The 26,279-nt window shown below is 72.4% G+C and carries 26 protein-coding genes and 2 tRNA genes; 19 read left to right on the forward strand and 9 right to left on the reverse strand.

Going from position 1 to position 26,279, the window contains the following annotated elements; genetic code table 11:
- Positions 1 to 243: 243 nt before the first annotated feature.
- The 3 genes from ACIRQY_RS29605 (at position 244) to ACIRQY_RS29615 (ending at position 2,251) form a co-directional block, all read left to right on the forward strand.
- Complete coding sequence (locus ACIRQY_RS29605) at positions 244 to 705, forward strand: molybdenum cofactor biosynthesis protein MoaE (protein WP_351781687.1); 462 nt, start codon at positions 244 to 246, stop codon at positions 703 to 705.
- 257 nt (positions 706 to 962) lie between these two features.
- The gene (locus ACIRQY_RS29610) at positions 963 to 1,097 is read left to right on the forward strand and encodes a hypothetical protein (RefSeq protein ID WP_403930932.1); all 135 of its coding nucleotides are present in this window, start codon (positions 963 to 965) and stop codon (positions 1,095 to 1,097) included.
- A gap of 65 nt (positions 1,098 to 1,162) precedes the next feature.
- Positions 1,163 to 2,251 carry a PDZ domain-containing protein gene (locus tag ACIRQY_RS29615; RefSeq protein WP_403930839.1) on the forward strand — a complete coding sequence of 363 codons (1,089 nt, stop codon included), beginning with the start codon at positions 1,163 to 1,165 and terminating at the stop codon, positions 2,249 to 2,251.
- A gap of 177 nt (positions 2,252 to 2,428) precedes the next feature.
- On the opposite strand, the gene ACIRQY_RS29620 is transcribed toward ACIRQY_RS29615, so the two are convergent.
- On the reverse strand, positions 2,429 to 2,980 hold the full coding sequence (locus tag ACIRQY_RS29620; RefSeq protein ID WP_351781693.1) for a PPA1309 family protein: 552 nt from the start codon (positions 2,978 to 2,980) through the stop codon (positions 2,429 to 2,431).
- 136 nt (positions 2,981 to 3,116) lie between these two features.
- Here ACIRQY_RS29620 and ACIRQY_RS29625 point away from each other — a divergent pair, with 136 nt between their 5' ends.
- The 4 genes from ACIRQY_RS29625 to ACIRQY_RS29640 all read left to right on the forward strand — a co-directional run bounded on the left by ACIRQY_RS29625 (position 3,117) and on the right by ACIRQY_RS29640 (position 8,438).
- Positions 3,117 to 6,020, forward strand: a complete 2,904-nt coding sequence (locus ACIRQY_RS29625) for a UPF0182 family protein (RefSeq protein WP_403930923.1) — start codon at positions 3,117 to 3,119, stop codon at positions 6,018 to 6,020.
- Between the two features lie 45 nt (positions 6,021 to 6,065).
- Positions 6,066 to 6,139 (forward strand) — tRNA-Met (locus ACIRQY_RS29630).
- 201 nt (positions 6,140 to 6,340) lie between these two features.
- Positions 6,341 to 8,296 carry a sel1 repeat family protein gene (locus ACIRQY_RS29635; RefSeq protein ID WP_403930841.1) on the forward strand — a complete coding sequence of 652 codons (1,956 nt, stop codon included), beginning with the start codon at positions 6,341 to 6,343 and terminating at the stop codon, positions 8,294 to 8,296.
- A 68-nt stretch (positions 8,297 to 8,364) separates the two neighbouring features.
- Positions 8,365 to 8,438 (forward strand) — tRNA-Met (locus ACIRQY_RS29640).
- A gap of 162 nt (positions 8,439 to 8,600) precedes the next feature.
- Here the strand turns inward: ACIRQY_RS29640 and ACIRQY_RS29645 are convergent.
- Positions 8,601 to 9,020: a Fur family transcriptional regulator gene (locus tag ACIRQY_RS29645; protein ID WP_351781696.1), complete on the reverse strand. Its 420-nt coding sequence runs from the start codon at positions 9,018 to 9,020 to the stop codon at positions 8,601 to 8,603.
- Between the two features lie 151 nt (positions 9,021 to 9,171).
- On the opposite strand from ACIRQY_RS29645, the gene ACIRQY_RS29650 reads away from it, so the two are divergent.
- Positions 9,172 to 10,641: a catalase gene (locus ACIRQY_RS29650; protein WP_351781698.1), complete on the forward strand. Its 1,470-nt coding sequence runs from the start codon at positions 9,172 to 9,174 to the stop codon at positions 10,639 to 10,641.
- A 122-nt stretch (positions 10,642 to 10,763) separates the two neighbouring features.
- On the opposite strand, the gene ACIRQY_RS29655 is transcribed toward ACIRQY_RS29650, so the two are convergent.
- Together ACIRQY_RS29655 and hisN are read right to left on the reverse strand one after the other, a co-directional pair.
- The gene (locus ACIRQY_RS29655; protein ID WP_351781700.1) at positions 10,764 to 11,153 is read right to left on the reverse strand and encodes a CBS domain-containing protein; all 390 of its coding nucleotides are present in this window, start codon (positions 11,151 to 11,153) and stop codon (positions 10,764 to 10,766) included.
- A gap of 427 nt (positions 11,154 to 11,580) precedes the next feature.
- A complete protein-coding gene (gene hisN, locus ACIRQY_RS29660; protein ID WP_351781702.1) occupies positions 11,581 to 12,390 on the reverse strand; it encodes a histidinol-phosphatase in 810 nt (269 codons plus the stop codon).
- A gap of 148 nt (positions 12,391 to 12,538) precedes the next feature.
- Between hisN and ACIRQY_RS29665 the strand changes: the two genes are divergently transcribed.
- On the forward strand, positions 12,539 to 13,177 hold the full coding sequence (locus ACIRQY_RS29665; RefSeq protein ID WP_403930843.1) for a TetR/AcrR family transcriptional regulator: 639 nt from the start codon (positions 12,539 to 12,541) through the stop codon (positions 13,175 to 13,177).
- Here ACIRQY_RS29665 and ACIRQY_RS29670 read toward each other — a convergent pair.
- The 4 genes from ACIRQY_RS29670 to ACIRQY_RS29685 form a co-directional block, all read right to left on the reverse strand.
- Positions 13,069 to 13,392, reverse strand: coding sequence for a multidrug efflux SMR transporter (locus tag ACIRQY_RS29670; protein ID WP_351781706.1), 324 nt, complete (start codon positions 13,390 to 13,392; stop codon positions 13,069 to 13,071). The genes ACIRQY_RS29665 and ACIRQY_RS29670 overlap by 109 nt on opposite strands.
- A 92-nt stretch (positions 13,393 to 13,484) precedes the next feature.
- Positions 13,485 to 14,498, reverse strand: coding sequence for a ribosome small subunit-dependent GTPase A (gene rsgA / locus ACIRQY_RS29675; protein ID WP_351781708.1), 1,014 nt, complete (start codon positions 14,496 to 14,498; stop codon positions 13,485 to 13,487).
- Positions 14,499 to 14,501: 3 nt separating this feature from the next.
- A complete protein-coding gene (aroA, locus tag ACIRQY_RS29680) occupies positions 14,502 to 15,833 on the reverse strand; it encodes a 3-phosphoshikimate 1-carboxyvinyltransferase (RefSeq protein WP_403930846.1) in 1,332 nt (443 codons plus the stop codon).
- Between the two features lie 20 nt (positions 15,834 to 15,853).
- Positions 15,854 to 16,537: a M50 family metallopeptidase gene (locus ACIRQY_RS29685; protein ID WP_351781711.1), complete on the reverse strand. Its 684-nt coding sequence runs from the start codon at positions 16,535 to 16,537 to the stop codon at positions 15,854 to 15,856.
- Positions 16,538 to 16,585: 48 nt separating this feature from the next.
- Between ACIRQY_RS29685 and ACIRQY_RS29690 the strand changes: the two genes are divergently transcribed.
- The 8 genes from ACIRQY_RS29690 to def all read left to right on the forward strand — a co-directional run bounded on the left by ACIRQY_RS29690 (position 16,586) and on the right by def (position 24,225).
- Positions 16,586 to 17,476, forward strand: coding sequence for an SOS response-associated peptidase (locus ACIRQY_RS29690; protein WP_403930848.1), 891 nt, complete (start codon positions 16,586 to 16,588; stop codon positions 17,474 to 17,476).
- Between the two features lie 324 nt (positions 17,477 to 17,800).
- Positions 17,801 to 18,433 (forward strand): alpha/beta family hydrolase, encoded by a 633-nt coding sequence (locus tag ACIRQY_RS29695; protein ID WP_403930924.1) that lies wholly within the window; start codon positions 17,801 to 17,803, stop codon positions 18,431 to 18,433.
- A gap of 244 nt (positions 18,434 to 18,677) precedes the next feature.
- Positions 18,678 to 19,334: a sigma-70 family RNA polymerase sigma factor gene (locus ACIRQY_RS29700; protein WP_351782287.1), complete on the forward strand. Its 657-nt coding sequence runs from the start codon at positions 18,678 to 18,680 to the stop codon at positions 19,332 to 19,334.
- Entirely contained in the window at positions 19,331 to 19,648 is a 318-nt protein-coding gene (gene rsrA, locus ACIRQY_RS29705) for a mycothiol system anti-sigma-R factor (protein WP_351781714.1), read from the forward strand. The genes ACIRQY_RS29700 and rsrA overlap by 4 nt, the downstream gene beginning before the upstream one ends.
- A 151-nt stretch (positions 19,649 to 19,799) precedes the next feature.
- Complete coding sequence (locus tag ACIRQY_RS29710; RefSeq protein ID WP_403930926.1) at positions 19,800 to 21,170, forward strand: HD-GYP domain-containing protein; 1,371 nt, start codon at positions 19,800 to 19,802, stop codon at positions 21,168 to 21,170.
- Positions 21,167 to 22,462 carry an HD-GYP domain-containing protein gene (locus ACIRQY_RS29715; protein ID WP_403930850.1) on the forward strand — a complete coding sequence of 432 codons (1,296 nt, stop codon included), beginning with the start codon at positions 21,167 to 21,169 and terminating at the stop codon, positions 22,460 to 22,462. The genes ACIRQY_RS29710 and ACIRQY_RS29715 overlap by 4 nt, the downstream gene beginning before the upstream one ends.
- 79 nt (positions 22,463 to 22,541) lie before the next feature.
- Positions 22,542 to 23,522 carry a hypothetical protein gene (locus tag ACIRQY_RS29720; RefSeq protein WP_351781716.1) on the forward strand — a complete coding sequence of 327 codons (981 nt, stop codon included), beginning with the start codon at positions 22,542 to 22,544 and terminating at the stop codon, positions 23,520 to 23,522.
- Positions 23,523 to 23,589: 67 nt separating this feature from the next.
- Positions 23,590 to 24,225, forward strand: coding sequence for a peptide deformylase (gene def / locus ACIRQY_RS29725; RefSeq protein WP_351781718.1), 636 nt, complete (start codon positions 23,590 to 23,592; stop codon positions 24,223 to 24,225).
- Positions 24,226 to 24,301: 76 nt separating this feature from the next.
- Here the strand turns inward: def and ACIRQY_RS29730 are convergent, their stop codons facing one another.
- Positions 24,302 to 24,844: an ATP-binding protein gene (locus tag ACIRQY_RS29730; protein WP_403930852.1), complete on the reverse strand. Its 543-nt coding sequence runs from the start codon at positions 24,842 to 24,844 to the stop codon at positions 24,302 to 24,304.
- 116 nt (positions 24,845 to 24,960) lie between these two features.
- Between ACIRQY_RS29730 and ACIRQY_RS29735 the strand changes: the two genes are divergently transcribed.
- A complete protein-coding gene (locus ACIRQY_RS29735; protein WP_403930853.1) occupies positions 24,961 to 25,506 on the forward strand; it encodes a GntR family transcriptional regulator in 546 nt (181 codons plus the stop codon).
- Positions 25,503 to 26,270 (forward strand): GntR family transcriptional regulator, encoded by a 768-nt coding sequence (locus tag ACIRQY_RS29740; protein WP_403930855.1) that lies wholly within the window; start codon positions 25,503 to 25,505, stop codon positions 26,268 to 26,270. The genes ACIRQY_RS29735 and ACIRQY_RS29740 overlap by 4 nt, the downstream gene beginning before the upstream one ends.
- Positions 26,271 to 26,279 lie beyond the last annotated feature (9 nt).

Genomic DNA, 26,279 nt, shown 5'->3' on the forward strand with positions numbered 1-26,279 from the left:
CGGTGCGGGCCCGTCGGCCCGCGCGCGGCGAGCTGCGTCCCGTACGGCCACGCGCGTGGCCGGAACCGACGCACGGCCACGCGCGCGTCACGCGGGCCGACCGGGCCGCCGCCGCGAACGTCCCCCATCGGATCCGTACGCTCCGTGGCCCGGCGCGATCTGTAGAACCCTCCGAGGCGCGCCGCCTACCGCAGGTCGAAACCGCTATTCCGGGATGTCGGACCGGTGCGGCACGATGGGCGCATGGGACCGAAGCATGACCACCCCGGCGAGCTGGCCGCCGCCGACCCGATCAAGCTCCTCGCGATCCGGGAGACGCCGCTCTCCGTGGACGAGGTGTTCCGGGCGGTCGGTGACGACGCCGCCGGTGGTACGACGCTCTTCGTCGGCACCGTCCGCGACCACGACGGCGGCGCGGACGTCGACGGGCTGGGGTACTCCTGCCACCCGAGCGCCGAGGCGGAGCTGCGGCGCGTCGCGGAGAAGGTGGCCGCCAACCATCCGGTGCGGGCGCTGGCCGCCGTCCACCGGGTGGGCGAGCTGCGCGTCGGTGACATCGCGGTCGTCGTCGCGGTGTCCTGCCCGCACCGGGCCGAGGCCTTCGAGGCCTGCCGCAGGCTCATCGACGACCTCAAGCACGAGGTGCCGATCTGGAAGCACCAGACGTTCTCGGACGGTACGGAGGAGTGGGTCGGGGCCTGCTGAGCCCCACCGGGCGGCTGCCCCGCCGGACCCCGGACGGGCAAGCCGACGCGCCGACACGACGTAGCCGAACGCCCGATTTGCGTAACCGGCCCCCACGCGCGAGCGTTGACCCCACAGATGACACAGTCTGCTGATCAACTCACTGGGGATGGGAGGTCGGGATGGCAGCGCTGGCCTGGTTGCTGATTCCGCTTTTCGCAGTCGTCGGCGCGGCGATATGGGGAAGCTGGGCTTCGAGGAACAAGACCATAGGTGACGTGGCCGAACTCGCCGGCTACGCCCGCTTCCGGGACGCGATGGAACGCTCCCACGCCACGACCTCCGAGGCCCCCCGGCCGGAGCGCGAACCGGCCGCTACGGCCGCCCCCGCCCCCACCTCCGCCCCGGGCTGACACGGGCCCTCCGTACGGCCCCGCCCCACAGGTGCACCCACAGACGAGTCCCGTACTGTCGTTCCATGCCACGCCGCACCGCGACGATGCTCGCCTCCACCCTGGTCCTGATCTGTCTGCTCATCGCGGGCGTTCTGATCCCGGTGCCGTACGCGGAGATGAGCCCGGGACCCACGGTCAACACCCTCGGTGACGCCAGGGGAGAGCCCGTCCTGAAGATCTCGGGACACAAGACCTACCCGACCGACGGTCACCTCAACATGACGACGGTCCGGGTCACCAGCGCGGACTACCGGATGAACGCCGTCGAGGCCGTCTACGGCTGGCTCGCCCACGACAACGTGGTGGTGCCGCACGACACCCTGTACCCGGACGGCAAGACCGAGCAGCAGTCGACCCAGGAGAACGCCGAGGAGTTCAGCCAGTCCCAGGAGAGCGCCAAGGTGGCCGCCCTGAAGGAGCTGGACATCCCCGTGGTCTCACGGGTCGTCGTCGGCGCTGTGGTCAAGGGTTCGCCGTCCGAGGGCAAGCTGCACGCCGGGGACGTGATCAAGGCCGTCGACGGGGTGCCGATCACGAAGCAGGCCGATGTTGCCCGGGAGGTCGTCAAGCGGAAGCCCGGCCAGGACGTCGAGTTCACGATCGTCCCGGTGAAGGAGGCGGCCGCCGCCGAGAAGGCGCGCAAGGAGCCGACCGTCACCCGGAAGGTGGTCATCAGGACCACCACGTCGGAGGAGGGCGACCGGGCCGTCGTCGGCATCCAGGCGGGCACCGACCACGTCTTCCCGTTCACCGTCGACATCAACCTCGCCGATGTCGGCGGGCCCAGCGCGGGTCTCATGTTCGCCCTCGGGATCGTCGACAAGCTGACCCCGGAGAGCCTCACCGGCGGCCGGTTCATCGCCGGGACCGGCACCATCGACGACGACGGCAAGGTCGGTCCGATCGGCGGCATCGACATGAAGCTCGTGGGCGCGCGCGCCGCGGGCGCCCAGTACTTCCTCACCCCGGCCGACAACTGCGAGTCCGCGGCGGCCGACACGCCCGACGGCCTGACCCTCATCAAGGTCGACACCATCGACGACGCCAGGAAGTCCCTGGAGAAGCTCAGGGACGGCGACACGAAGGCCCTGCCGAGCTGCTCGAAGGGCTGACGGAGGACCGGGGCCGCGATCCGCCGCCCACGGTCACGGGACGGGACCCGTGGGGGACGGATCCCCCGCCGAGAGGTCACGCCGGAGGGCCCAGAGGGTTCATAGGGCAGAGGGTTCAGAGGGAGGGGGCTCCCGGCCGGGTCGGCCGGGAGCCCCCTCCCGCGTGACGGTCCCGGGTCAGGACTCGAAGGTCGCCGTCAGTGCCTCGGCGAGGCCCGGCACCAGGTCGGGGCCGGTGAGGACCTCGGTCGCGCTGTCCTTCTCACGGAGCCGGATCGCCGCCTCGCGGGCGCCGCTCCGCAGCACCGCGACCGTCATGCGGACCTCCTGCCGGTCGGGGTGGCCGGCCACCCACTTGGCGAGCTGCTTCTCGGTCAGGCCCTGGGGGACCTGGGCCTCCGCCGACGGCGGCAGCATCAGCCGCTCCACCGTCATGGCGCAGCCCACCACACCGGCGGGCCAGGCGATCGTGCCCAGGAACTCGTCGAGGGGCTTTCCGCGGGGCAGCTTGTCCTGCTCGATCGGGGTGTAGGCGGTGGCGTCGTCGCCCAGCCCCAGCTGGGAGGCGAGCGCGGGTTCCTTGGCGCGTAGCCGCGCGGTGTCGACAAGGGCGAAGAGGCGGGCCGGCTGGTCCCAGCCGAGGCCCGCCGCGTACTCGTCGATCTCGAGGACCGCGCGGGTGAGGGGGCTCGCTGCCATGGCCGGGCCGGAGGGGGAAAGGTTGGACATGACCAATATCCTGCCTCCTCCACCCCGGAACACGGGAACTAGGTAAAGCCTCAGTAAGTTGCATCAGTGGGCTCTACGATCGCGGGGCCTGCTTTTCAGACGCATCAACATCGAGGGGCGCACGTTGGCTTTCCAGATGCCGGACCGGGGCGGTAGGCCGTCCGGGCCGAGGATGAGAGTCGGCCGGCCGTCCCGGCGGGCCCGCACCCTGCTCATGACTCTCGGGGTGCTGGCCGTCCTGGCCATGGCGTTCGTGATGTTCGCCGGGTTCTGGACGGACTGGCTCTGGTACCGCTCGGTCGAGTACTCGTCCGTGTTCACCACCATGCTGTGGACCAAGATCGGCCTGTTCGCGGTCTTCGGGCTGCTGATGGGCCTCGCCGTGGGGCTGAACATCTGGCTGGCGCACCGGCTGAGGCCGCCGCTCAGCGCGATGTCGCTGGAGCAGCAGAGCCTCGACCGGTACCGGATGGGTCTCGCCCCGTTCAAGAAGTGGGTGCTGCTCGCGGTCACCGCCCTGGTGGCGCTGATCGCCGGTGCCTCCGCCTCGGGCCAGTGGCGCGCCTGGCTCGTGTGGGTCAACGGCGAGCGCTTCGGCCAGAAGGACCCGCAGTTCGGGCTCGACGTGGCGTTCTACGCCTTCGACCTGCCCTGGTACCGCTTCCTGCTGTCCGTCGGCTTCGCCGCCGCCGTCCTGTCGCTGATCGCCGCCGCGGTCACGCACTACCTGTACGGCGGACTGCGGATCACCAGTCCGGGCGCGCGGGCCACCGCCGCCGCCACCGGGCACCTCTCGGTGCTGCTCGGCGTCTTCGTGTCGCTGAAGGCCGTGGCGTACTGGCTCGACCGGTACGGCCTCGCGGTGAAGTCCAGCGACTTCAAGGCCACCGGCAACTGGACGGGCCTGCGGTTCGTCGACGCCAACGCGTACCTGCCCGCGAAGACCATCCTGTTCTGCATCGCCGTGATCTGCGCCCTGCTGTTCTTCGCGACGCTCTGGCGCCGCACCTGGCAGCTGCCGGTCATCGGCTTCGGCCTGATGGTGCTCTCGGCGGTCCTGATCGGCGGGCTGTACCCGGCGATCGTGCAGAAGTTCCAGGTCCAGCCGAACGAGCAGGCCAAGGAAGCGCCGTACATCCAGAAGAACATCGACGCGACCCGCCAGGCGTACGCGATCGACGGGACGAAGCTGGAGAACTACTCGGGCAAGTCGACGGTCAAGGCCAAGGACAAGCTGCGGGCGGACGCCGACACGGCGGCCAGCTACCGCGTCCTCGACCCCAACATCGTCTCGCCGACGTTCCAGCAGCTGGAGCAGAAGCGGAAGTACTACCAGTTCCCGATGACCCTGGACGTGGACCGCTACCAGGGCAAGGACACCGTCGTCGGTCTTCGTGAGCTCAACATCAAGGGCATCCCGAAGCGGAACTGGATCAACGACCACTTCACCTACACCCACGGCTACGGCGCGATCATGGCCTCGGGCACGCAGACGGACGCCAACGGCTCCCCGGTCTTCACCGAGTCCGGACTGCCGACGACCGGCAGCCTCGGCACGTACCAGCAGCGGATCTACTACGGCGAGAAGACCGACCAGTACTCGATCGTGGGCGGCCCGCAGAAGGAGCTGGACTACGAGGACAACGGCGAGAAGACCACCAGCTACAAGGAGAAGAGCGGCGTCAGCCTCTCCAACACCTTCAACCGCGCCGCGTACGCGGTGGCCTTCAGTGAGCCGCAGATCCTCTACTCCGGGGCCATCGGCGAGGGCTCGCGGATCCTCTACAACCGCACGCCCAAGGAGCGCGTCGAGGCGGTCGCGCCGTGGCTGACCATCGACGGCGACGCCTACCCGGCGGTCGTCAACGGCAAGATCCAGTGGATCGTCGACGCCTACACGACCAGCAACGGCTACCCGTACGCCTCGCGGACCACGCTCGGCGACACCACCGCCGACTCGCTGACCGTCGGCAACCAGCAGCGGGCGGTGGTCGCGCAGCAGAACCAGGTCAACTACATCCGCAACTCGGTCAAGGCCACCGTGGACGCCTACGACGGCACGGTGAGCCTGTACCAGTGGGACACCCAGGACCCGGTCCTCAAGACCTGGATGAAGGCCTTCCCCGACACGGTCAAGGCCAAGTCGGAGATCGGCGCCGACCTGATGCAGCACCTGCGGTACCCGCAGGACATGTTCAAGGTCCAGCGCGAACTGCTGACCCGCTACCACGTCACCGACCCGGCGCAGTTCTACAGCGGCTCGGACGCCTGGCAGGTGCCGGACGACCCGACCAACAAGGACGGCAACGCGGTCCCGCCGTACTACCTGAGCATGAAGATGCCCGGGGACACGGCGCAGCGGTTCTCGCTGACGACCACGTTCACGCCGAACGGACGGCCCAACCTCGGTGCCTTCATGGCGGTCGACGCCGACGCCACCAGCAAGGAGTACGGCCGGCTGAGACTGCTCAGGGTCACCGAGGACGTGCCGGGTCCGGCACAGGTGCAGAGCAAGCTGAACGGTCTGCCGTCGGTGGCCACCTTCGTCCGGGACATGAAGGGCGCCGACTCCGACATCCAGTACGGCAACCTGCTCACCGTCCCGCTCGACGGCGGCTTCCTCTACGTGGAACCGGTGTACGCGCAGGGCCGCAACGCGCTCTACCCGCTCCTGAAGAAGGTCGCGGTGTCGTACGTGGACGCGGACCAGCCGGCGGGTGACACGACCAAGGACACCACGGTGTTCGAGGACAACCTCACCAAGGCGCTCAACGCGGTCTTCGGGGTGGAGGCGCCCACCACACCGCCCACCACGCCCACGACCCCGCCGGGCACCACCAACCCGCCGCCGCCCGCCACGGGCGACGCCGCGCTGAAGCAGGCCATCGCCGACGCGCAGAAGGCGTACGACGCGGGCGAGGCGGCCCTGCAGAAGCAGGACTGGACCGCGTACGGCAAGGCCCAGGAGGATCTGCAGGCCGCGCTCCAGCGGGCAGCGGAGGCCGGGGCCAGCCTCAAGACGACCGGATCGGGCGGCTGACCTGAGGTTTTCCACCCCGCGTCCGTGATACTGTGGTGTCACCGACGCGGGGTGGAGCAGCTCGGTAGCTCGCTGGGCTCATAACCCAGAGGTCGCAGGTTCAAATCCTGTCCCCGCTACTCAGAGGACGAGGGCCCGGATCCATATGGATCCGGGCCCTCGTCGTGTGTCGAGACGCGAGGGGGCGTGAAGGGCGGCGGGGAAGGGCGAGTTGGTGTGAGTCGTGTTTGACTTGTCTCTCTGTGGGCATGTCGACAAAACGCTGAGTGACCTCACTGGCTGCGGTATACCAGGTGTGCTCGGGTGTGGGTGGTGCGACGATGGTATTTATGGGGGACAGGGCAACTCTGTTGGAGACAGGGCGGTTTGTGCAGCGGCACGCCAGGAACGCCGCAGACGAGATCATCGAGGCAGCGAGGGCCGTCGATGCGATCCTCGACACCGCCACCCCGACCGATGCCGACACCGAGAACGAGACCGAGACCGAGGCCCGTCACCGACGCGCCGCCGAGAACGGCGACGTCCCCGCGATGAGCGCCCTCGGAGCCCTGCTCCTGCGCCGGGGCGACCTCGACGGCGCCGAACCCTATCTGCGCGGCGCGACCTCCGAGGGTGACCGCGCCGCCGCCAACAACCTCGGTGTCCTGCTGCACCAGCGGGGATACGCCGAGGAGGCCGCGGGCTGGTGGCGGGTCGCCGCCGTCGCGGGCTCCGCGCCCGCCGCCCACGCCCTGGGCCGCCACCACCGCGAGCGCGGCGACGAACCCGCCGCCGAGTACTGGCTCCGCCAGGCCGCCGAGCAGGGCCACGCCCTCGGCGCGTACGCCCTCGCCGACCTCCTGGAACACCGCAGCGACGTCGGCGCCGAGCGCTGGCTGCGCGCCGCCGCCGAACAGGGCCACCGCGAGGCCGCCTACCGGCTCGCCCTCGCCCTGGAGCGCCGCGACACCGAGACCACCCGGGGCCCGCACGACACCGGCACCCGGCTCAGGGTGCCCGCCGCCGCGGTCGCCCCCGGCGCCACCGCGCCCGGCCCCGCCCTGCCCGCCACCGTCGAGCCCGCGGGCGGACCCACCGAGGCCGAGCAGTGGTTCCGGCAGGCCGCCGCGCGAGGCCACCGCAGGGCCGCGCTCCACCTCGGCGCGCTCCTGGAGCACCGGGGCGAACTCAAGGAGGCCGGCCGCTGGTACCTCAGCTCCGCCAAGGAGGGCGAGGCCAGGGCCGCCTGCGCGCTCGGCTTCCTCCTCCGTGACGCGGGCGACGAGGAGAGCGCCGCCGTGTGGTGGCTGCGCGCCGCCCAGGACGGCGACGGCAACGCGGCCAACGCCCTCGGCGCGCTGCACGCGGCCCGGGGGGAGCAGCAGACCGCCGAGCGCTGGTACCGCGCCGCCATGGACGCGGGAGACGTCAACGGGGCCTACAACCTCGGACTGCTCTGTGCCGCCCAGGACCGGATCCCGCAGGCCGAGCAGTGGTACCGCAGGGCCGCCTACGCGGGCCACCGCGAGGCGGCCAACGCCCTCGCGGTGCTGCTGCTCCAGGCGGGCGACGCCAACGGCGCCGAACCCTGGTTCTCCAAGGCGGCCGAGGCCGGCAGCGTGGACGCCGCCTTCAACCTGGGCATCCTGCACGCGGGCCGGGACGACGACCGCACCGCCCTCGTCTGGTACGAGCGGGCCGCCGCCGCCGGACACACCGAGGCGGCCCTCCAGGTCGGCATCGCCGCCCTCAGGGACGGCGACGAGCGGACCGCCGAGCGGCACCTGCGGTGCGCGGCGGGCGGCGGCAGCGCCGAGGCCGCCTTCCGGCTGGCCTCGGTCCTCGACGCCCGTCGGCCCGAGCCCGGCCCCGCCGTGCTCGGCGCGCCCCAGGACGAGAAGAGCGAGTGCGAGGAGTGGTACGAGCGGGCCGCCGAGCAGGGCCACCGGCGCGCCCAGGTGCGGGTCGGGATGCTCGCCGCCGGGCGCGGTGACCTCGCCGAGGCCGCCCGCTGGTACCGCGAGGCCGCCGAGGCGGGCAGCCGCAACGGCGCCTTCAACCTCGGACTGCTCCTCGCCCGTGAGGGCAGCGAGCGCGAGGCCGCCCTCTGGTGGACCAGGGCGGCCCGGGCCGGTCACGGCCGCGCCGCGCTCCGCCTGGCGCTGCTCGCGGCCCGCCGGGGCGAGCTGACCGAGGGCCGCCACTGGTGCGCCCGCGCGGTGGAGCTGGGCCCGGCGGAGGTCGCCGAGCGGGCGGCCCGGCTGAGCGAGGCACTGCACCAGGAGCTCACCGCGTGACGGCCGGGTGCCCCTCGGCAATGGATTTGCGCTGGTCGCGGGGCGTCCCGTAGAGTCGGGTCTACCGACGCGGGGTGGAGCAGCTCGGTAGCTCGCTGGGCTCATAACCCAGAGGTCGCAGGTTCAAATCCTGTCCCCGCTACTCAGTAGCACCGAAGGCCCGGATCCAGTCACTGGATCCGGGCCTTCGTCGTGTTCCGGTGCGCCCGAGGTCTTTCGGGAGCGGCTCCGGTGTGTGCGGACGGGTGCGTACGCGGAAGGCCCCCGCCGTGGCGGGGGCCTTCCGTCGGGAACGCGGGCCGGGTCAGGCCGTGGTCGCGCAGCTCGGGCAGATGCCCCGGTAGGTGACCTCGACGTTCGAGATCGTGAAGCCGAAGCGCTCGGTGGCGGGCAGGTCCGCCAGTGGGTCGCCGCCCGGGTGGACGTCACGGATCGCGCCGCAGCGGGCGCAGACCAGGTGCTGGTGGGGCCGGTGCGCGTTGGGGTCGTAGCGCTTGGCGCGGCCGTCGGTCGCCACCTCGATGACCTCACCGAGGGAGACCATCTCGCCCAGCGTGTTGTAGACGGTCGCGCGCGAGATCTCGGGCAGTCGCGTCACCGCGCGCGCGTGGACCTCGTCGGCGGTCAGGTGTACGTGGTCCCCGTCGAGCACTTCGGCCACGACGCGCCGCTGCGCGGTCATCCGCCAGCCGCGTCCGCGCAGTCGTTCCAACAGGTCACTCATGAGGGCCAGCCTAACAGTCGTGGAGTTCCACTCCGAACAGGTGTGACTTTGGAAGCTCACTTGACTTAGACAATGTCCATTGTAGGATCGAGAACGGCAACGGCCGAGATCCCTCTCCCGGGACCGGGCCGCAGGACAGGACACGCAGGACATGACGTCGGAGGCGCACGTGACGCAGGGACCGCTCACCACGGAGGCCGGCGCGCCGGTCGCCGACAACCAGAACAGCGAGACGGCGGGCGTCGGCGGGCCGGTCCTCGTCCAGGACCAGCTCCTCATGGAGAAGCTCGCCCACTTCAACCGCGAGCGCATCCCGGAGCGGGTCGTCCACGCGCGCGGGGCGGGCGCCTACGGCACCTTCACGCTCACCCGTGACGTCTCGCGGTGGACGCGCGCGGCCTTCCTCTCCGAGGTCGGCAAGGAGACCGAGACCTTCCTGCGCTTCTCCACCGTCGCGGGCAACCTCGGCGCGGCCGACGCCGTGCGCGACCCGCGCGGCTGGGCGCTGAAGTTCTACACCGAGGAGGGCAACTACGACCTCGTCGGCAACAACACCCCGGTGTTCTTCATCAAGGACGCCATCAAGTTCCCCGACTTCATCCACACCCAGAAGCGCGACCCGTACACCGGCTCGCAGGAGGCGGACAACGTCTGGGACTTCTGGGGCCTCTCCCCGGAGTCGACCCACCAGGTCACCTGGCTGTTCGGCGACCGGGGCATCCCCGCCTCGTACCGTCATATGAACGGCTACGGCTCGCACACGTTCCAGTGGAACAACGAGTCCGGCGAGGTCTTCTGGGTGAAGTACCACTTCAAGACCGACCAGGGCATCAAGAACCTCACCCAGGACGAGGCCAACCGCCTTGCGGGCGAGGACCCCGACTCGCACCAGCGCGACCTGCGCGAGTCCATCGAGCGCGGCGACTTCCCCACCTGGACCGTGCAGGTCCAGATCATGCCCGCGGCCGACGCGGCGGACTACCGCTTCAACCCGTTCGACCTCACCAAGGTGTGGCCGCACGAGGACTACCCGCCGATCGAGATCGGCAGGCTGGAGCTGAACCGCAACCCGGAGAACGTCTTCGCCGAGGTCGAGCAGTCCATCTTCAGCCCGGCGCACTTCGTGCCCGGCATCGGCCCGTCCCCGGACAAGATGCTCCAGGGCCGCCTCTTCGCCTACGGCGACGCCCACCGCTACCGCGTCGGCATCAACGCCGACCACCTGCCGGTGAACCGCCCGCACGCCACCGAGGCGCGCACCCACTCCCGTGACGGCTTCCTCTACGACGGCCGCCACAAGGGCGCGAAGAACTACGAGCCGAACAGCTTCGGCGGTCCCTTCCAGACCGACCGGCCGCTCTGGCAGCCGGCCGCCGTCTCCGGCCTCACCGGCGACCACGCCGCCCCCTCGCACGCCGAGGACGACGACTTCGTGCAGGCGGGCAACCTCTACCGCCTGATGTCCGAGGACGAGAAGAGCCGCCTGGTGGCGAACCTGGCCGGCTTCATCGCCAAGGTCTCCCGCGACGACATCGCCGAGCGTGCCGTCGACAACTTCCGCAAGGCGGACGGCGACTTCGGCAAGCGGCTCGACACCGCGGTCCAGGCCCTGCGCGGCTGAGAGCGCCTGCCGTGGAGGAAGCGGACCGGACGCCCGTACGGCGTCCGGTCCGCTTCCGCGTTTCCGCGCGCGCCTTCACCCCGGACCGGGTACGGGCCCGCCAAGGTGCGTCCGCGCGCGGCTCAGCCCGCCACGCTGTGCACCGGGGCCCAGCAGCGGATGATGTCGCGCACGGAGACCATGCCGACGGGTCCCCGGTCGTCGAGGACGACGAGGTGGCGGAAGCCGCCGTGGGTCATCGCCTCGGCCGCCTCCGCCAGCGTCCAGCAGGGCGCGGCGAAGACCACCTCGTGGGTGGTGTGGGAGCCCGCGGTCTCCCGGTCGGGGTCCTGGTCCAGGGCCAGGGAGCGGAGGATGTCGCGCTCGGTGAGGATGCCGAGGCCGCCCTCGTCGGCGTCGAGGACGACGGCGGCGCCGACGCGTCGCGCCGCCATCAGCCGGGCGGCCTGCCGGAGGGTGTGGGCGGGGCCGATGGTCAGGACCACGGTGCTCATGGCGTCACGGACGAGCATGGGCGGAGCCACCTCCTTGGTGCGGCCCGCGAGGAGAGGCCCGGCGCCCGAGGCGCCCGACGGGAACCGCACAAGTTCACAAGCGGGGGGACTCCCAGAGTCGCACCGGGGGAGAAAGCCGACAAGGGGGCACGTGCGGCACCACCGGGGGTGCCCGTGGCGCCGTGCGCGCCGGGCGCGCGGAACGACTCGGCGCGCGCCTGCGGGGACCTGAGCGCGGGCCGGTCCGCGTCTGCGGAGGCCCTGGGCGCAGGACGGTGCGGGCGGTACGGGGGAGACCCGTGCCCCGGCCCCGTGCCCCGGCCCCGCGCCCGCCCGCCGTGCACCGACTCGCGCGCCGCCGCGCCGCTCCCCGCGCCGCCCTTCGCGGGGCGGGATGTCGGCCCGCCCAGCGGATCCGGCTCGGTGGAGCGCCGTACGCCCGGCCTCAGTCCGCCGCGGGCTCCTGGTTCAAGTAGCTCAGCAGTTCGCCGTGGAGCAGGCCGTTCGAGGCCACCGCGTTGCCGCTGTGGGGGCCGTGCCGGCCGTCGAGGCCGGTGTACGTGCCGCCCGCCTCCTGCACCACGACCGCCACCGCCGCCATGTCCCACAGCGACAGCTCCGGCTCCGCGCAGATGTCCACCGAGCCCTCCGCGACCATCATGTACGGCCAGAAGTCGCCGTAGGCCCGGGTCCGCCAGCAGGCGCGCGTGAGGTCGAGGAAACCGTCGAGGCGGCCCTGCTCCTCCCAGCCGCTCAGCGAGGAGTACGCGAAGGAGGCGTCCGCCAGGGACTCGACCTTCGACACCCCGATCCGGCTCGCCGACGCCAGACTCCGCCCGGTGTACGCGCCGAGGCCCTTCGCCGCCCACCAGCGGCGGCCCAGGGCAGGGGCCGACACCAGGCCCACCACCGGCTGGAACCCGGTCTCCCCGGCCTCCATCAGCGCGATCAGGGTCGCCCAGACCGGCACCCCGCGCACATAGTTCTTCGTTCCGTCGATCGGGTCGATCACCCAGCGGCGCGGGCCCGTGCCCTCCACGCCGTACTCCTCGCCCAGGATCGCGTCGCGCGGCCTGGCCCGCTGCAGCTGCCCCCGGATCAGCTCCTCGGCCGCCTTGTCGGCCTCGCTCACCGGGGTCATGTCCGGCTTCGTCTCCACCCGCAGGTCGAGCGCCTGGAAGCGGTCCATGGTGACCGCGTCGGCGGCATCGGCGAGGACGTGGGCGAGACGCAGGTCATCGTGGTAGTCGGCCATGTCCGGCACTCTATCGCCGTGCGCCCGGCGCCCGGCGAACCGTCCACGGCCGCCCCACGACCCCTTGACAGCGCCCGCCCGGCTGCCGACGCTGGGGCGCGGAGCCGCGTACGGAGACGTACGGGAACGTTCGGTCCGGGAGGCGAGCATGCCGACTGCCCGCGAGGCCCTGCTCGACGCGGCGCTTGCCGCTCTCGCGCACCGGCCCTGGTCCACCGTGCGGATGGCCGATCTGGCCGCCGCCGCCCGGGTCTCCCGGCAGACCCTCTACAACGAGTTCGGCAGCAAGGAGGGCCTCGCCCGCGCGCTCGTCCGACGGGAGGCCGACGCCTACCTCGTGGGCGTCCGGCGGCTCCTCACCGCCCCCGCGCCGCCGGAGCGGAACCTGGTGGACCTCGCCGAGTGGATCGTGACCCGGGCCGCCGCACGCCCGGTCCTGCGGGCCCTGCTCACCGGCGCCTGGAGCGAGCGGCTCCCCGCGCCCCGCCCGGCGAGACCGGGGGCCCGTCCGGCGGCCGCCCCCGCCCAGCGGCGGGCCGACGAGGGCCCGCCCGCCCCCGGCGAACTGGTGGCGGCGGCCGTCGCCTGCGCGGGCGAGGAGTGGGCGGCGGGCTGCGAACTGGCCGTCCGGCTCGCGCTCAGCCATGTCGTCGCACCCGAACCGCCCGGCGCGGACGGTCAGTGGGTGGAACCGGACAACTGGAGCCCGATCACCCCGAGGATGACCAGCGTGATCGAGACGATCTTGAGCGTGGAGACCAGGTCGCCGAGGAACACCATGCCGTAGATCGCCGTCCCGGCCGCCCCGATCCCGGTCCACACCGCGTACGCCGGACCCACGTCGAGCTTGCGCAGCGCCACGGTCAGCAGCCCGAAGCTGCCGAGCGCGAAGGCCGCGAAGGCGACCGTCGGCCACAGCCGGGTGAATCCGTGCGAGAGCTTCAGACAGACCGCGAACCCGGTTTCCAGGATCCCCGCCACCACCACAAGCAGCCACGCCATCGTCAGTGCCTCCCACGCCGTCGGTGACTGCTTCGTCGCACTTGGTGCGATTATGCACTTACCGATCGCGGCAGCACGTAAACGTGGAGGGGTCAGTCGCCCTCGCGTCGCTCCCGCGTCGAGAGCAGCCGCCGCAGCGACACGAGCCGCGCCGGATCGGCATGCCCCTCCGCCACCCACGCGTCGAGGGCGCAGTCCGGTTCGTCGTGGCTGCACGCGCGCGGACAGTTCTCCGTGCCCGGTACGAGGTCGGGGAAGGCGAGGATCACCCGGGACGGGTCGACGTGGTGGAGCCCGAAGGAACGCACGCCCGGGGTGTCGATGACCCAGCCGCCCTCCTCGTCGTCCAGCGGCAGCGCGAGCGCGGAGGTGGTCGTGTGGCGGCCCCGGCCCGTGACCGCGTTGACCACACCCGTGGTCCGCCGCCGGTCCGGTGGCACCAGCGCGTTGACCAGCGTCGTCTTGCCGACGCCCGAGTGCCCCACGAAGGCCGTCGTCCGGCCCTTGAGGTGCTCGTGGACCCGCTTGGCCGCGACCCCGTCCACGAACTCGTCACGGGTGGTCACCACGTACGGCACGCCCAGCGCCCCGTACATGTCCAGGAGCGCGTCCGGCGCCGCCAGGTCCGACTTGGTGAGGACCAGCAGCGGGCTGAGACCACCGTCGTACGCGGCGACCAGACAGCGGTCGATCAGCCGGGGGCGCGGCTCGGGGTCGGCGAGCGCGGTGACGATCGCCAGCTGGTCGGCGTTGGCGACGACCACCCGCTCGTACGGGTCGTCGTCGTCGGCCGTGCGGCGCAGCACCGAGCTGCGCTCGCCGATCCGCACGATCCGGGCGAGGGTGTCCTTCTCGCCGGAGAGATCGCCGACCAGCGAGACCCGGTCGCCGACGACGGCGGCCTTGCGGCCCAGCTCGCGGGCCTTCATCGCGGTGATCGGCCGGTCGTCCACGAGGCAGGTCAGCCGCCCCCGGTCGACGGTGAGGACCATGCCCTCGACGGCGTCCTCGTGCTTGGGGCGGATCGTCGTCCGGGGCCGGGTGCCCTTGCGGTTGGGCCGCTGGCGGATGTCGTCCTCGTCGGTGTTCTTGTTGTAGCGCCGCATGGTTCAGACCCCGAGCATTTCGGTCCACATCCCCGGGAAGTCCGGCAAGGTCTTCGCCGTCGTCGCCACGTCCTCGATCTCCACGCCCTCGACCGCGAGCCCGATGACCGCGCCCGCCGTCGCCATGCGGTGGTCGTGGTAGGTGCGGAAGACACCGCCGTGCAGCGGGCGCGGGCGGATGTGGAGACCGTCCTCGGTCTCGGTCACGTCGCCGCCCAGCTCGTTGATCTCCTTGGTGAGCGCCGCGAGCCGGTCCGTCTCGTGCAGCCGCAGATGGGCCACGCCCCGCAGGACCGAGGGGGAGTCCGCGAGGGCCGCGACCGCCGCGATGCCGGGCGTCAGCTCGCCGACCTCGCCCAGGTCCACGTCGATGCCGTGGATCCGGCCCGTGCCGGTGAACGTGAGGCCCGCCTCGGTCAGCTCGCAGGAGCCGCCCATCGCGGTGAAGATCTCCCGCAGCGCGTCGCCGGGCTGGGTGGTCCGCGCGGGCCAGTCCGGGACCGTCACCCGGCCGCCGGTGATCAGGGCCGCCGCCAGGAACGGCTGCGCGTTCGACAGGTCCGGCTCGACGACCAGGTCCCGGCCGCGCAGCGCGGACGGCGTCACCCGCCACACGTCCGGCTCGCCGCCGTGCTCCGGCTCGTCGACCATCGCGCCGACCGCGCGGAGCATGTCCACCGTCATCCGGATGTGCGGCATCGACGGCAGCCGGGTGCCCACGTGCCGCACCTCGACGCCCTGGTTGAAGCGGGGGGCGGAGAGCAGCAGGGCGCTCACGAACTGGGAGGACGACGAGGCGTCGATCTCGACCGTACCGCCGTCCAGACCGCCGGAGCCGTGCACCGTCAGCGGCAGGGCGCCCCGGCCCCCGTCGTCGACGCGGGCGCCGAGCACGCGCAGCGCGTCGATCACCCCGTGCAGCGGGCGCTCGTGGGAGCGGGGGTCGCCGTCGAAGCGGACCGGGCCGTCGGCGAGCGCCGCGACCGGCGGCAGGAAGCGCATCACCGTACCGGCGTTGCCGACGTCGACGGAGGCCGGGCCGCGCAGCGGGCCGGGCACGATCCGCCAGGCCTCGCCGGTGCCGTCCGGGCCCACGCCCTCCTCGATGCCGACGCCGAGGGTGCGCAGCGCCTCGGCCATCAGCAGGGTGTCGCGGGAGCGCAGCGGGCGGCGCAGCCAGCCGGGCTCGGCGGCCAGCGCGGCGAGGACCAGCGCGCGGTTGGTGACCGACTTGGAGCCGGGCACGGTGACGGTCGCGTCGACGGCGCCGCGCGCGTACGGGGCGGGCCAGAGGTCGGTGGGCGGGTCGGTGTGCGCGGGGGTCACTGCGGTCATGGGCTCACTGTACGGGGGTGTCAGAGACCCAGGAGCCAGCGCCCGCCGCCGATCAGGGCGGAGATCGCGACCACGTGGAAGAAGAGGAGCCACACCCCGGCGGGCACCTGGGTGAGCCGCGCGAGCTGGTCCGCGTCCGAGTCGGGCGCGCCGCCGTGCCGCCGTTTCGCCTGGAGCTCGAAGGCCGGGCGGACACCGCCGATCAGCAGGAACCACACCACCGCGCAGGCGAACGCCGACCGGACGTCGGGGGAGCCGAGCCAGGAGACGAGGAGGAAGGCGCCGCCGGTGAGGAGGACGGTGAGCACGCCGTACGCGTTGCGGACCATCACCAGGAGGGCCAGCAGCAGCGCCGTCGCGCTCCACAGCAGCAGCGTCACCCGGTGGGTGCCGATCAGGGCGGCGCCGCCGAGTCCCAGCAGGGGTGCCGCCGGATAGCCCGCGGCCAGGGTGAGGACCACGCCGAGTCCGGTCGGACGGCCCCGGGTCACGGTCAGTCCGCTGGTGTCCGAGTGCAGCCGGATCGCTTCGAGGCGGCGGCCGGTGGCCAGGGCGACGAGCCCGTGGCCGCCCTCGTGGGCGATGGTGATCGCGTTGCGCGCGGGCAGCCAGAGGCCGCGGATCACGGTGACGGCGAGGGCGGCGGCACCGGTGGCGATCACCAGCCATTCGGCCGGGGCGGCCTGGATACGGAAGGGGTCCATGGTGCGGGCCGCTCCTCTGGGGTCGTGGATCGTGGCAGTGTGGCACGTATGTGCGGAAGGTATGCGGCCAGTCGGCGGCCCGAGGACCTCGTCGACCTGTTCGGCATAGAGCCGGGCGTCCCCCCGGCGCGGACGGCACCGGGGACTCGGGGGACTTCGGGGACTCGGGGGACTTCGGGGACTCCGGGGAGGGAGCCGGAGGAGACCCTGGCCCCCGACTGGAACGTGGCCCCCACCAAGGAGGTCTGGGCCGTTCTGGAACGTCCTCTGAAAGACGCGGGAGAGCCGCGTCCGGTTCGCCAGCTGCGGGTACTGAAGTGGGGCCTGGTGCCGTCCTGGGCGAAGTCCCCGGAGGGCGCGGCCCGGATGATCAACGCGCGCGCGGAGACCGTCGGGGAGAAGCCGTCCTTCAAGCGGGCCTTCGCCGCCCGCCGCTGCATCCTGCCCGCCGACGGCTACTACGAATGGGTGACCGGGGCGGACGAGCGGGACCTGGAGGTCGAGGGGAGGCGGAAGCGAGCCCGGAAGCAGCCGTACTTCGTGACCCCCTCGGACGGCTCGGTCTTCGCGATGGCGGGGATATACGAGTTCTGGCGCGACCCGACGCTCCCCGCCGGGCACCCCGCCGCGTGGTGGGCGACCTGCTCGGTGATCACCACGGAGGCGGAGACCGGCCCGCTGGGGGTCGCCCCCGCCGAGGGCCCGCACTCGCTCGCCGAGATCCACCCCCGGATGCCGCTGATGCTCACCGAGGACCGGTGGGACGCCTGGCTCGACCCGGCGCGCACCCACCCGGAGGAGCTGCGCGGACTGCTGTCCCCGCCGCCGGGGGGCCTGATGCGGGCCTACCCGGTGTCCACCGCCGTCAGCAACGTCCGTAACAACGGACCCGAACTTCTGACGGAACTGGAGGGCCCGGAGGAGGCCACGCTGTTCTGAGCGGCCGGTCCGTAGGGCGTGGTCCAGGGGCCCCGGGCCCGTACCGCACGGCGGGAGGCTCGGCAGCCGGGCACGTACGGCAGACGGTCCGGTACGCGGCCGAGGGCGCGGCGGCCCCGGCCCGTACAGCGGCGGCCCCGGCCCGTACCGCAGGCGGTCCGGGGCCCCGGCCCCGTGCCCATCCCGTGCCCGTCCCCGGTCCGCCCCCGGGCCCGTACGGCCCAGGGTTCCGGAGCCGCCCGCGGAGTCGTCGCCGCGCACCGCCGTCCCCGCCCGCCCGCGCGGCAGGATGGGCCCGTGAGCACCGAAGACGCCCCGCGGGGCATGACACGGACCGAGACGGTTCCCACCGACGCCGGGGACGCCCGCGTCACCTGGTACGAGGGGGCCGACCCCTGGACGGTCCTCGCCCTCGGCCACGGCGCGGGCGGCGGGATCGGGGCCCGTGACCTGGCGGCCCTCGCGGCGGCACTGCCCGGCGGGGGCGTGACCGTCGCCCTCGTCGAACAGCCCTGGCGGGTCGCGGGCAAGAAGGTCGCCCCCGCCCCGAAGACCCTCGACACCGGCTGGCGCGGCCTCTGGCCCGCCCTCGCCCGGCCCGGCCTCCCCGTGGTCGCGGGCGGCCGGAGCGCCGGAGCCCGGGTCGCCTGCCGCACCGGCCGCGAGCTCGGCGCCCGCGCCGTCCTCGCGCTGAGTTTCCCGCTCCACCCGCCGGGCCGACCCGAACGGTCCCGCGCCGGTGAACTCCTCGGCACCGGCCTGCCGACGCTCGTCGTCCAGGGCGGCAACGACCCCTTCGGACGCCCCGCCGAGTTCCCGGACGGCCCCCACCGCCTCCTGGAGATCCCGTACGGCGACCACGGCTTCGCCCTGCCCAAGAAGGCCCCCCTCGGCCAGGAGGAGGCCATGGGGCTGCTCGTGACCGGAATCACCGAGTGGCTCTCCGCGGCCCGCTGAGGCCCGGGGAATGCCGGACGGGGGGGCGCTGTTGTTCGGGGCGTCGGTGTGAGAACGAAGACAAGAGGGAGTCCGTCGCATGGGTTCGACCATCTGCCCGGAGCGTGCGAAGGCCGCTGACCTCGACTGGACAGTGCTGACCTCGCCCAAGAGCGGCCCGATTCGGGCGGCGGGCGGAGCGGTTCCTCGTCTATCCTCCGAAACGAGCGGGTCCGCCCTCGGACTCGCCGCCGCGCTGGAGGAGGTGGGTCCGGTCACCGGTACCGACACAGGGACCGAGGAAGGCCCCGAGGAGACGACCGCGGAGCGCAACGCGCGCTTCGAGCGGGACGCCCTCGGCTACCTGGACCAGATGTACTCCGCCGCACTGCGGATGACGCGCAACCCGGCGGACGCCGAGGACCTCGTGCAGGAGACCTACGCCAAGGCGTACGGCTCCTTCCACCAGTTCCGCGAGGGAACCAACCTCAAGGCGTGGCTCTACCGCATCCTCACCAACACCTTCATCAACTCGTACCGCAAGAAGCAGCGCGAGCCCCAGCGCAGCGCCGCCGAGGAGATCGAGGACTGGCAGCTCGCCCGCGCCGAGTCGCACATGTCGACCGGACTGCGCTCCGCCGAGTCCCAGGCGCTCGACCACCTTCCCGACTCCGACGTGAAGTCCGCCCTCCAGGCGATTCCCGAGGAGTTCCGCATCGCCGTCTATCTCGCGGACGTCGAGGGCTTTGCGTACAAGGAGATCGCGGACATCATGGGGACTCCCATCGGTACGGTGATGTCCCGACTGCACCGGGGCCGCCGCCAGTTGCGCGGAATGCTGGAGGACTACGCCCGCGACCGCGGGCTCGTCCCCGCGGGCGCCGGGGAGTCGTCGCACGATCTGAAAGGCTCGGGCTCATGAGCTGCGGAGATCCGCACGAGACGGATTGCTCGGAAGTCCTCGACCATCTCTACGAGTTCCTCGACCACGAGATGCCCGACAGTGACTGCACCAAGTTCGAGGTGCACTTCGAGGAGTGCTCCCCCTGCCTGGAGAAGTACGGCCTCGAACAGGCGGTGAAGAAGCTCGTCAAGCGCTGCTGCGGCAGCGACGACGTCCCCACCGACCTGCGGGCCAAGGTGATGGGCCGGATCGACCTCATCCGCTCCGGACACCTCGTCCCCGAGCAGGAGATCGCGCCGATCGTCCCCACGACCCCGGCCACCCAGGAGTAGGACCCCGCGCACCCGCACCGACCGAGGGCCGCCGTGACACGATCACGGCGGCCTCGTCCGTACATCGGCTTGTATCACCCGATGGTGCGAACTCCTCGCCACAGGCCCGCCACGGGCCGCCCCGGTCGCTACCGTGACGGGGATGATCGGCGTGAAGGCCATTCCACGAGCGGCCCGCGTGTACATCGGCTGCGCCCTGCTCGGTACCGGGGCCTGCGTCCTGCCCGCACTCCGCCCCGGCGCCACCACCCCGTGGGGCACGGTCGCGCTCCTCGCCGCCCTGTACGCGCTCTGCGAACTCCCCGCCCGCTGCCGGGTCCTCGGCCGCGGCCTCGGCGGCCCGCTCCCCCTGGGCACCGGCTCCTTCTTCCCCGTCCTCCTCGCCGCCGCGCTCCTCCTGCCGCCCTCCGCCGCCGCGCTCACCGCCCTGCCCGGGAGCCTCCTCGCCCGCGTCGACGAACCCCCCGCCACCCCCCGCCGCGTCTGGCGGGCCGCCGCCACCAGCCTCGCCGTCTACGCCGCCGCCCACACCGCCACCACTCTGAGCTGCGGAAACGCCCTCGGAGGGGAATACAGGGCCCCCGACCTGCCCTATGCGCTGCTGCCCGCGACCGCCGCCTCGCTCAGCTTCTGCCTGGTCCTCACCGCCCTCGACGGCGGCATCCGCGCCACCGCCGACGGCCTCACCGCCCGCGCCGCCTGGCGCGGACTCCTCGGCCGGGCCCTGGCCCCCCACACCGTCCACGGCCTCGCCGGACTCATGATGGCCGTCCTCTGGCGCAGCTCGTACGGGCCCGTCGCCGCGCTCTTCGTCCTGCTGCCCATGTACATCTCCTGCTGGGTCTTCACCCAGTACCACCGCGAGCGCGCCGCCCACCAGGCCACCATCCGCGCCCTCGTCCAGGCCGTCGACATCAAGGACCGCTACACCCGGGGCCACAGCGAACGCGTCGGCCACGCCTCCTTCCTCATCGCCCGCGAACTCGGCATGTCCGAGGACCGCCTCGACACCGTCCGCTTCGCGGGCATCCTCCACGACGTCGGCAAGCTCGGCGTGCCCACCCGGGTGCTCCGCAAGGACGGCCCGCTCACCCCCGAGGAACGCCGGATCATCGAACTCCACCCCGAGTACGGCCACGAGATGGTCCGGGGCATCGGCTTCCTCGGCGAGGCGCGCGCCGCGATCCTCCACCACCACGAACGCATGGACGGCAACGGCTACCCCTACGGGCTGCGCGGCGAGGAGATCCCCGAGTACGCCCGGGTCGTCGCCGTCGCGGACTCCTTCGACGCCATGACCTCCACCCGCTCCTACAGCCGCGCCCGGCCCGTACCCACCGCCGTCGCCGAACTCGAACGCTGCGCCGGGACCCAGTTCGACCCCCGGATGGTCGCCGCCCTCGTCCGCGCCCTCGACCGCTACGGCTGGCGGCCCGCCGTCACCTCCGACGAGACCGCCCCCGAGGGGAACGTGCCACCCCCGCGCGACCCCGCCACCCCCCGCCCCAAGGAGCGCGCGTGAGACGCCCGCCCCGCCCGCGCCCCGGCGCCGTCACCCTCGGCGCCGTCCACGGCGCCGCACTCCTCCTCGGCCTCGCCGCACTCGCCTCCACCCTCTGGTACGGCGTCGACGAACCCCACAACGCCCTCGCCTTCGGCGCCCTCGTCACCCTCGGTGAACTCGTCCGCTGGGGCGCCGCCCCCACCCCGCCCGACGAGCCCGAGGAACGGGAACCCGCGCCGCTGGCCGCCGCGGGCGCCCTCGCCTACGCCCTGCTCGGTGCGAGCGCCGGGACCGAGACCACCCACGACGTCCTCCAGATCGTCGCCGTCGTCACCGCCGCGGGCCTCGCCGGGATCGTCCCCCACATCGCCCTGGGCCGGGACCCCCGCCCCGACCACCTCGCCCGCCGCGTCCTCACCGTCGGCTTCGCCGCCCTCTGCTTCCAGCCCCTCTACAACACGGGGACCGCCGTCACCCACCTCGGCCAGGGCCCCCGGTACGCCCTCTTCCTCCTCCTGCTGCTCGTCCTCACCGCCCTGTGCGACGCCGTGCTCGCCGCGCTCCTGCTCCGGGCCCGTACGGGATTCCCTTACGGGCCCCTCCTCCGCGACGAACTGCGCGCCCTCCTCGGCATCGGCTCCGCCGTCTGCGCCACCGGCGCCGTCATGGCGCTCGGCGTGGCCGCCGCCGGACTCTGGGCGCTGCCCGTGCTCGCCGTACCGCCACTGCTCACCCAGGTCTCCTTCCAGCGGTACGCGGCGGTCCGCACGGTCAACCGGCAGACCATCGCCTCCCTGGCCCGCGCCACCGAGATCGCCGGCTGCACCCCGCCCGGCCACGCCCACCGGGTCGCCGCCCTCAGCGCGGCCGTCGGACGCGAGCTGGGGCTCTCCGGCGCCGAGCTGACCGTCCTGGAGCACGCCGCCCTCATGCACGACATCGGACAGCTCTCCCTGGTCGACCCGGTCGCGGGCGGGGCCACCGCGCTCCTGCCCGCCGAGGAGCAGCGCAGGATCGCCCTCCTCGGCGGTGAGGTCGTCCGCAGGACCGGGGTCCCCGGGGCCGTCGCCGTCGTGGTGGAACGGCAGGCCGACCCGTACCGCGAGCAGCCGCTGCCCGCCCGGATCGTGCGCGCGGTGAACGCCTACGACGACCTCGCGGGCGACGGGCCCGCGACCGCCGCCCTCGACGCCCTGGAGCGGCTCAGGCTCGGCACCGCCCGTGACTACCACCCGGAGGTCGTCGAATGCCTGGCCAGGGTCCTGGCCCGGGGCGGAGCGGCTGGGGTGACCTCGGCCGTCCCTGGGTAACCCATGGGTAATGAGCGCGCGTCCGACCGGGCATGGTTGGATGCGAACAAGAGGGTGAAGCGACCGGCAGGCGGGAATCGTGAAGATCTTCGGGAAGGTACGGCATCGGCCCTCCGCCTCGTGGCGGCAGGCCACCGACCGCGCGTTCACGCTGATCGGCGACGGCCGGTACGAGGACGCGGGAGCGCTGCTGACCCGCGCGGCGGATCTGGAGCCCTGGCTCTCCGAGTCCTGGTTCAACCTGGCGCTGCTGCACAAGTTCCGGCACGACTGGGAGCAGGCGCGGGCCGCCGGGCTCCGCGCGGTCGCCCTCCTCGACAAGGAGACCGGCGCCCCGGACTGGTGGAACGTGGGGATCGCGGCCACCGCGCTCCAGGACTGGCCGCTGGCCCGCCGCGCCTGGCAGGCGTACGGGCTGAAGGTGCCGGGCTCCGCCGCGGGCACCGGCGAGCCCGCCGGGATGGAGCTGGGCAGCGCCGCCGTCCGGCTCTCGCCGGAGGGCGAGGCGGAGGTCGTGTGGGGCCGCAGGCTCGACCCGGCCCGGATCGAGGTCCTGTCCATCCCGCTGCCGTCGTCCGGGCGCCGCTGGGGCGAGGTCGTCCTGCACGACGGGGTGCCGCACGGCGAGCGGAGCACCGCCGCCGGGCCCTCCTACCCGGTCTTCGACGAGATCGAGCTGTGGGCGCCGTCGCCCGTCCCCACCTGGGTGGTGCTCCTGGAGGCGGCCACCGAGGCCGACCGGGACGCCCTGGAGCTGCTGGCGGCGGAGGCGGGCTTCGCCGCCGAGGACTGGTCGTCCTCGGTACGGCTGCTCTGCCGCGCCTGCTCGGAGTCGACGATGCCGAGCGCCGAGGGCGAGGGCGAGCACTCCGACCCGCACGACCACAGCGAACCGGGGCACCCCGGGCCGCTGGGCCACCGCTCGCCGGGCGAGCTGTGGGTGCCGGAGCGCGAGTGCGGCATCGCGGCCCCGCCGGGCCTGGTGCGGGGACTCCTGGACGGCTGGGCCGCTGACAGTCCCGACAGCCGTGAATGGCGGGATCTCGAAGAGGTCTGCTGAGCGTCCGCCGCCGGGCCCGTAGGCTGTCCTCCGACGGAATCGGGTTTTCAGAAGGGCGCGGCCGGACATGGCGCAGCAGGAGACGGACGAGCAGACGCTGATCAACGACGGCTATGTCGTGGACACGGAGGACTGCGAGGCGCGTGAGCTCGCCCACCGCGAGCGCGGCACGGCCCGCCCGATCACGGTGGTCGGGAACCCGGTGCTGCACAAGGAGTGCAAGGACGTCACCGAGTTCGACGACTCGCTCGCCGCGCTGATCGACGACATGTTCGCCAGCCAGAAGGCCGCCGAGGGCGTGGGCCTGGCCGCGAACCAGATCGGCGTGGACCTCAAGGTCTTCGTCTACGACTGCCCCGACGACGAGGGCGCCCGGCACACCGGCGTCGTCATCAACCCGGTCCTCCAGGAACTCCCGGCGGAGCTGCGGGTCCTGGACGAGTCCAACGAGGGCTGCCTCTCGGTCCCGACGGCCTACGCGGAACTGGCCCGCCCGGACCACGCGGAGGTCCACGGCCAGGACGCCCAGGGCAACCCGATCAAGGTCAGGGGCACCGGCTACTTCGCCCGCTGTCTCCAGCACGAGACGGACCACCTGTACGGCTACCTGTACATCGACCGCCTCTCCAAGCGCGACCGCAAGGACGCCCTCCGCCAGATGGAAGAGGGCACCCCGCGCTACGAGACGGTCCCGAACGCCTGACCTTCTTCCGGTACGTGGAAGGGCCCCGCACTCCTCGGAGTGCGGGGCCCTTCCCGTATCCGGAGGGACCGTGCCGTCAGTGCTGTGCCTGGACGACGTTGCCCTGGAACTCCTTCCGGCTCGTGAGGTCGGCCTCGGCATCGGGAAGTTCCGGCACCTCGGAGAGCCCTGGGCTCTCGCCGGGACGCGCATCGAGTGCCGAAGCGACCTTGAAGCTGCTCCAGACGGTCTTGCCGACGACGTGCTCGTCCACACCGAAGTCATCGGCCAGGGCCGTCACCAGACGAAGCCCCCGACCGCCGTCGTCGTCCGTTCCCGCCCACACGACCCGCGGATGCCCTCCACCGCTGTCGCGTACTTCGATGCGGACCGTCAGCTCATCCCTCACCAGTCTCAGGGAGAACTCACGTCCGGCCGGGACCCCGTGAGTCAGAGCATTCGTGGCGAGTTCGGAGACACAGAGTCGGATCTCCTCCCGACGATCCGTGACTTCCCACTGCGCCAGAGCCTCAAGCGCGAAGGCTCTCGCCGCCGGAACGGAGCTGCGTGCGCGAGGGAAACGCCGTTGCCATGACAGAGCCATGGTGACCACCGCCTTGATCCTGGGCTGTACGATCACGAGGATCTTATCGCTATTCGCGAAAAGCGGCAAGAATGCTCTGTGTGGGCTTCTGGAGTGCATCGCTTAACGTGTAAAGCAGTAAGGTCGAACAGGTAGTCGCACGGGAGGACGTCATGAGTACGAGGACCTGGGTCAGTACCTCCATGCCGTACCTGACGCCGCAGGGCGGTGCGGGCCGGTCGGACGCGTGGGCCGCCGAGGCTGCCGCCCGAGGCGGCGTGGGGAGCCAGCGCATCGTCCACGCTGGTGAGGTGCCGGCCTCGGAGGCCGTCGCCGCGCTGCTCGGCGTGGCCGACGGGGCACCGGTCGTCGTGCGGCGCAGGGTCATCGAACTTGACGGTGAACCGTGCGAGTTGACCGACACCTACTACCCTGCGGACATCGCGCGGGGCACTGGGCTCGCCGAGACGCGCAAGATCCGTGGAGGTGCCGTCGCACTGCTCGCCGAACTCGGGCACATCGGCGTGCGCGTGTGTGAGGACGTGACCGCACGAATGCCGGACACCGACGAGCGGGAAGCACTGCGGATGGGACGTGACGAGCCGGTCATCAACCTCGCGAGGGTGACGTACGACAGCCGGGACCGGCCCGTCCAGGTCGACATGATGACGATGCCCGCGCACCGACAGCGACTCCGCTACGAGACCACGATCGGATGAGCGTGCCCGACAACGAAGACCGGCGGTCGCTGCACGAGCGGATCGCCGCCGACCTGCGCGACGAGATCATGAGCGGCGATCTCGCCCCCGGCGACAAACTGCCCTCCACCGTGCACCTCAAGGCCCGGTTCGACGCGTCCAGCGCCACTGTGCAGAAGGCCTTGCAACTCCTCAAGGGTGAACGGCTGGTCGTCGGGCGGGCAGGTGCCGCGGTCACTGTCCGAGAGCACCGTCAGCGGACCGTACGCCCCGCCGCCTTCATGGCTCCGGCCGCTGCCGGGGAACCGTACCGATGGCTCACCGAAGCCGCGCGCCTCGGTGCGAGGCCACACAGCACACTGCTGGAGGTCACCGAGGCCAGGCCGCCCGCCGACGTCGCCGACCTCTTGGGCCTGGAGGGCGGCGAAACGGCGCTTCTGCGCCGCCAAGTACTCTCGATCGACGACGAGCCCGCCGAACTCGTCATGTCCTACTACCCTTTGGACATCGCCCGCTCCACTCCGCTCATGGAGAACCGCAAGATCAAGGGCGGTACCCCGACACTCCTCGCCGCCCTGGGCTTCCCGCCCCGGCTCAGTGTCGACCGGGTGTCGGCGCGCGTCCCGACCCAGGACCAGTACCGGGCCTTGAAGCTGCCGAGCGACCTCCCCGTACTTCGCACGCTCCGTGTCGTCCACAGCGACGACGAACGCCCCATCGAGGCCACGGTCATGGTCAAGGCCGGGCACCTCTACGAAGTGCAGTACGTGTTCACACCGGAGTGACACGCGCGT

The organism is Streptomyces sp. NPDC101490, assembly GCF_044767145.1.
Taxonomy (GTDB): Bacteria; Actinomycetota; Actinomycetes; order Streptomycetales; family Streptomycetaceae; genus Streptomyces.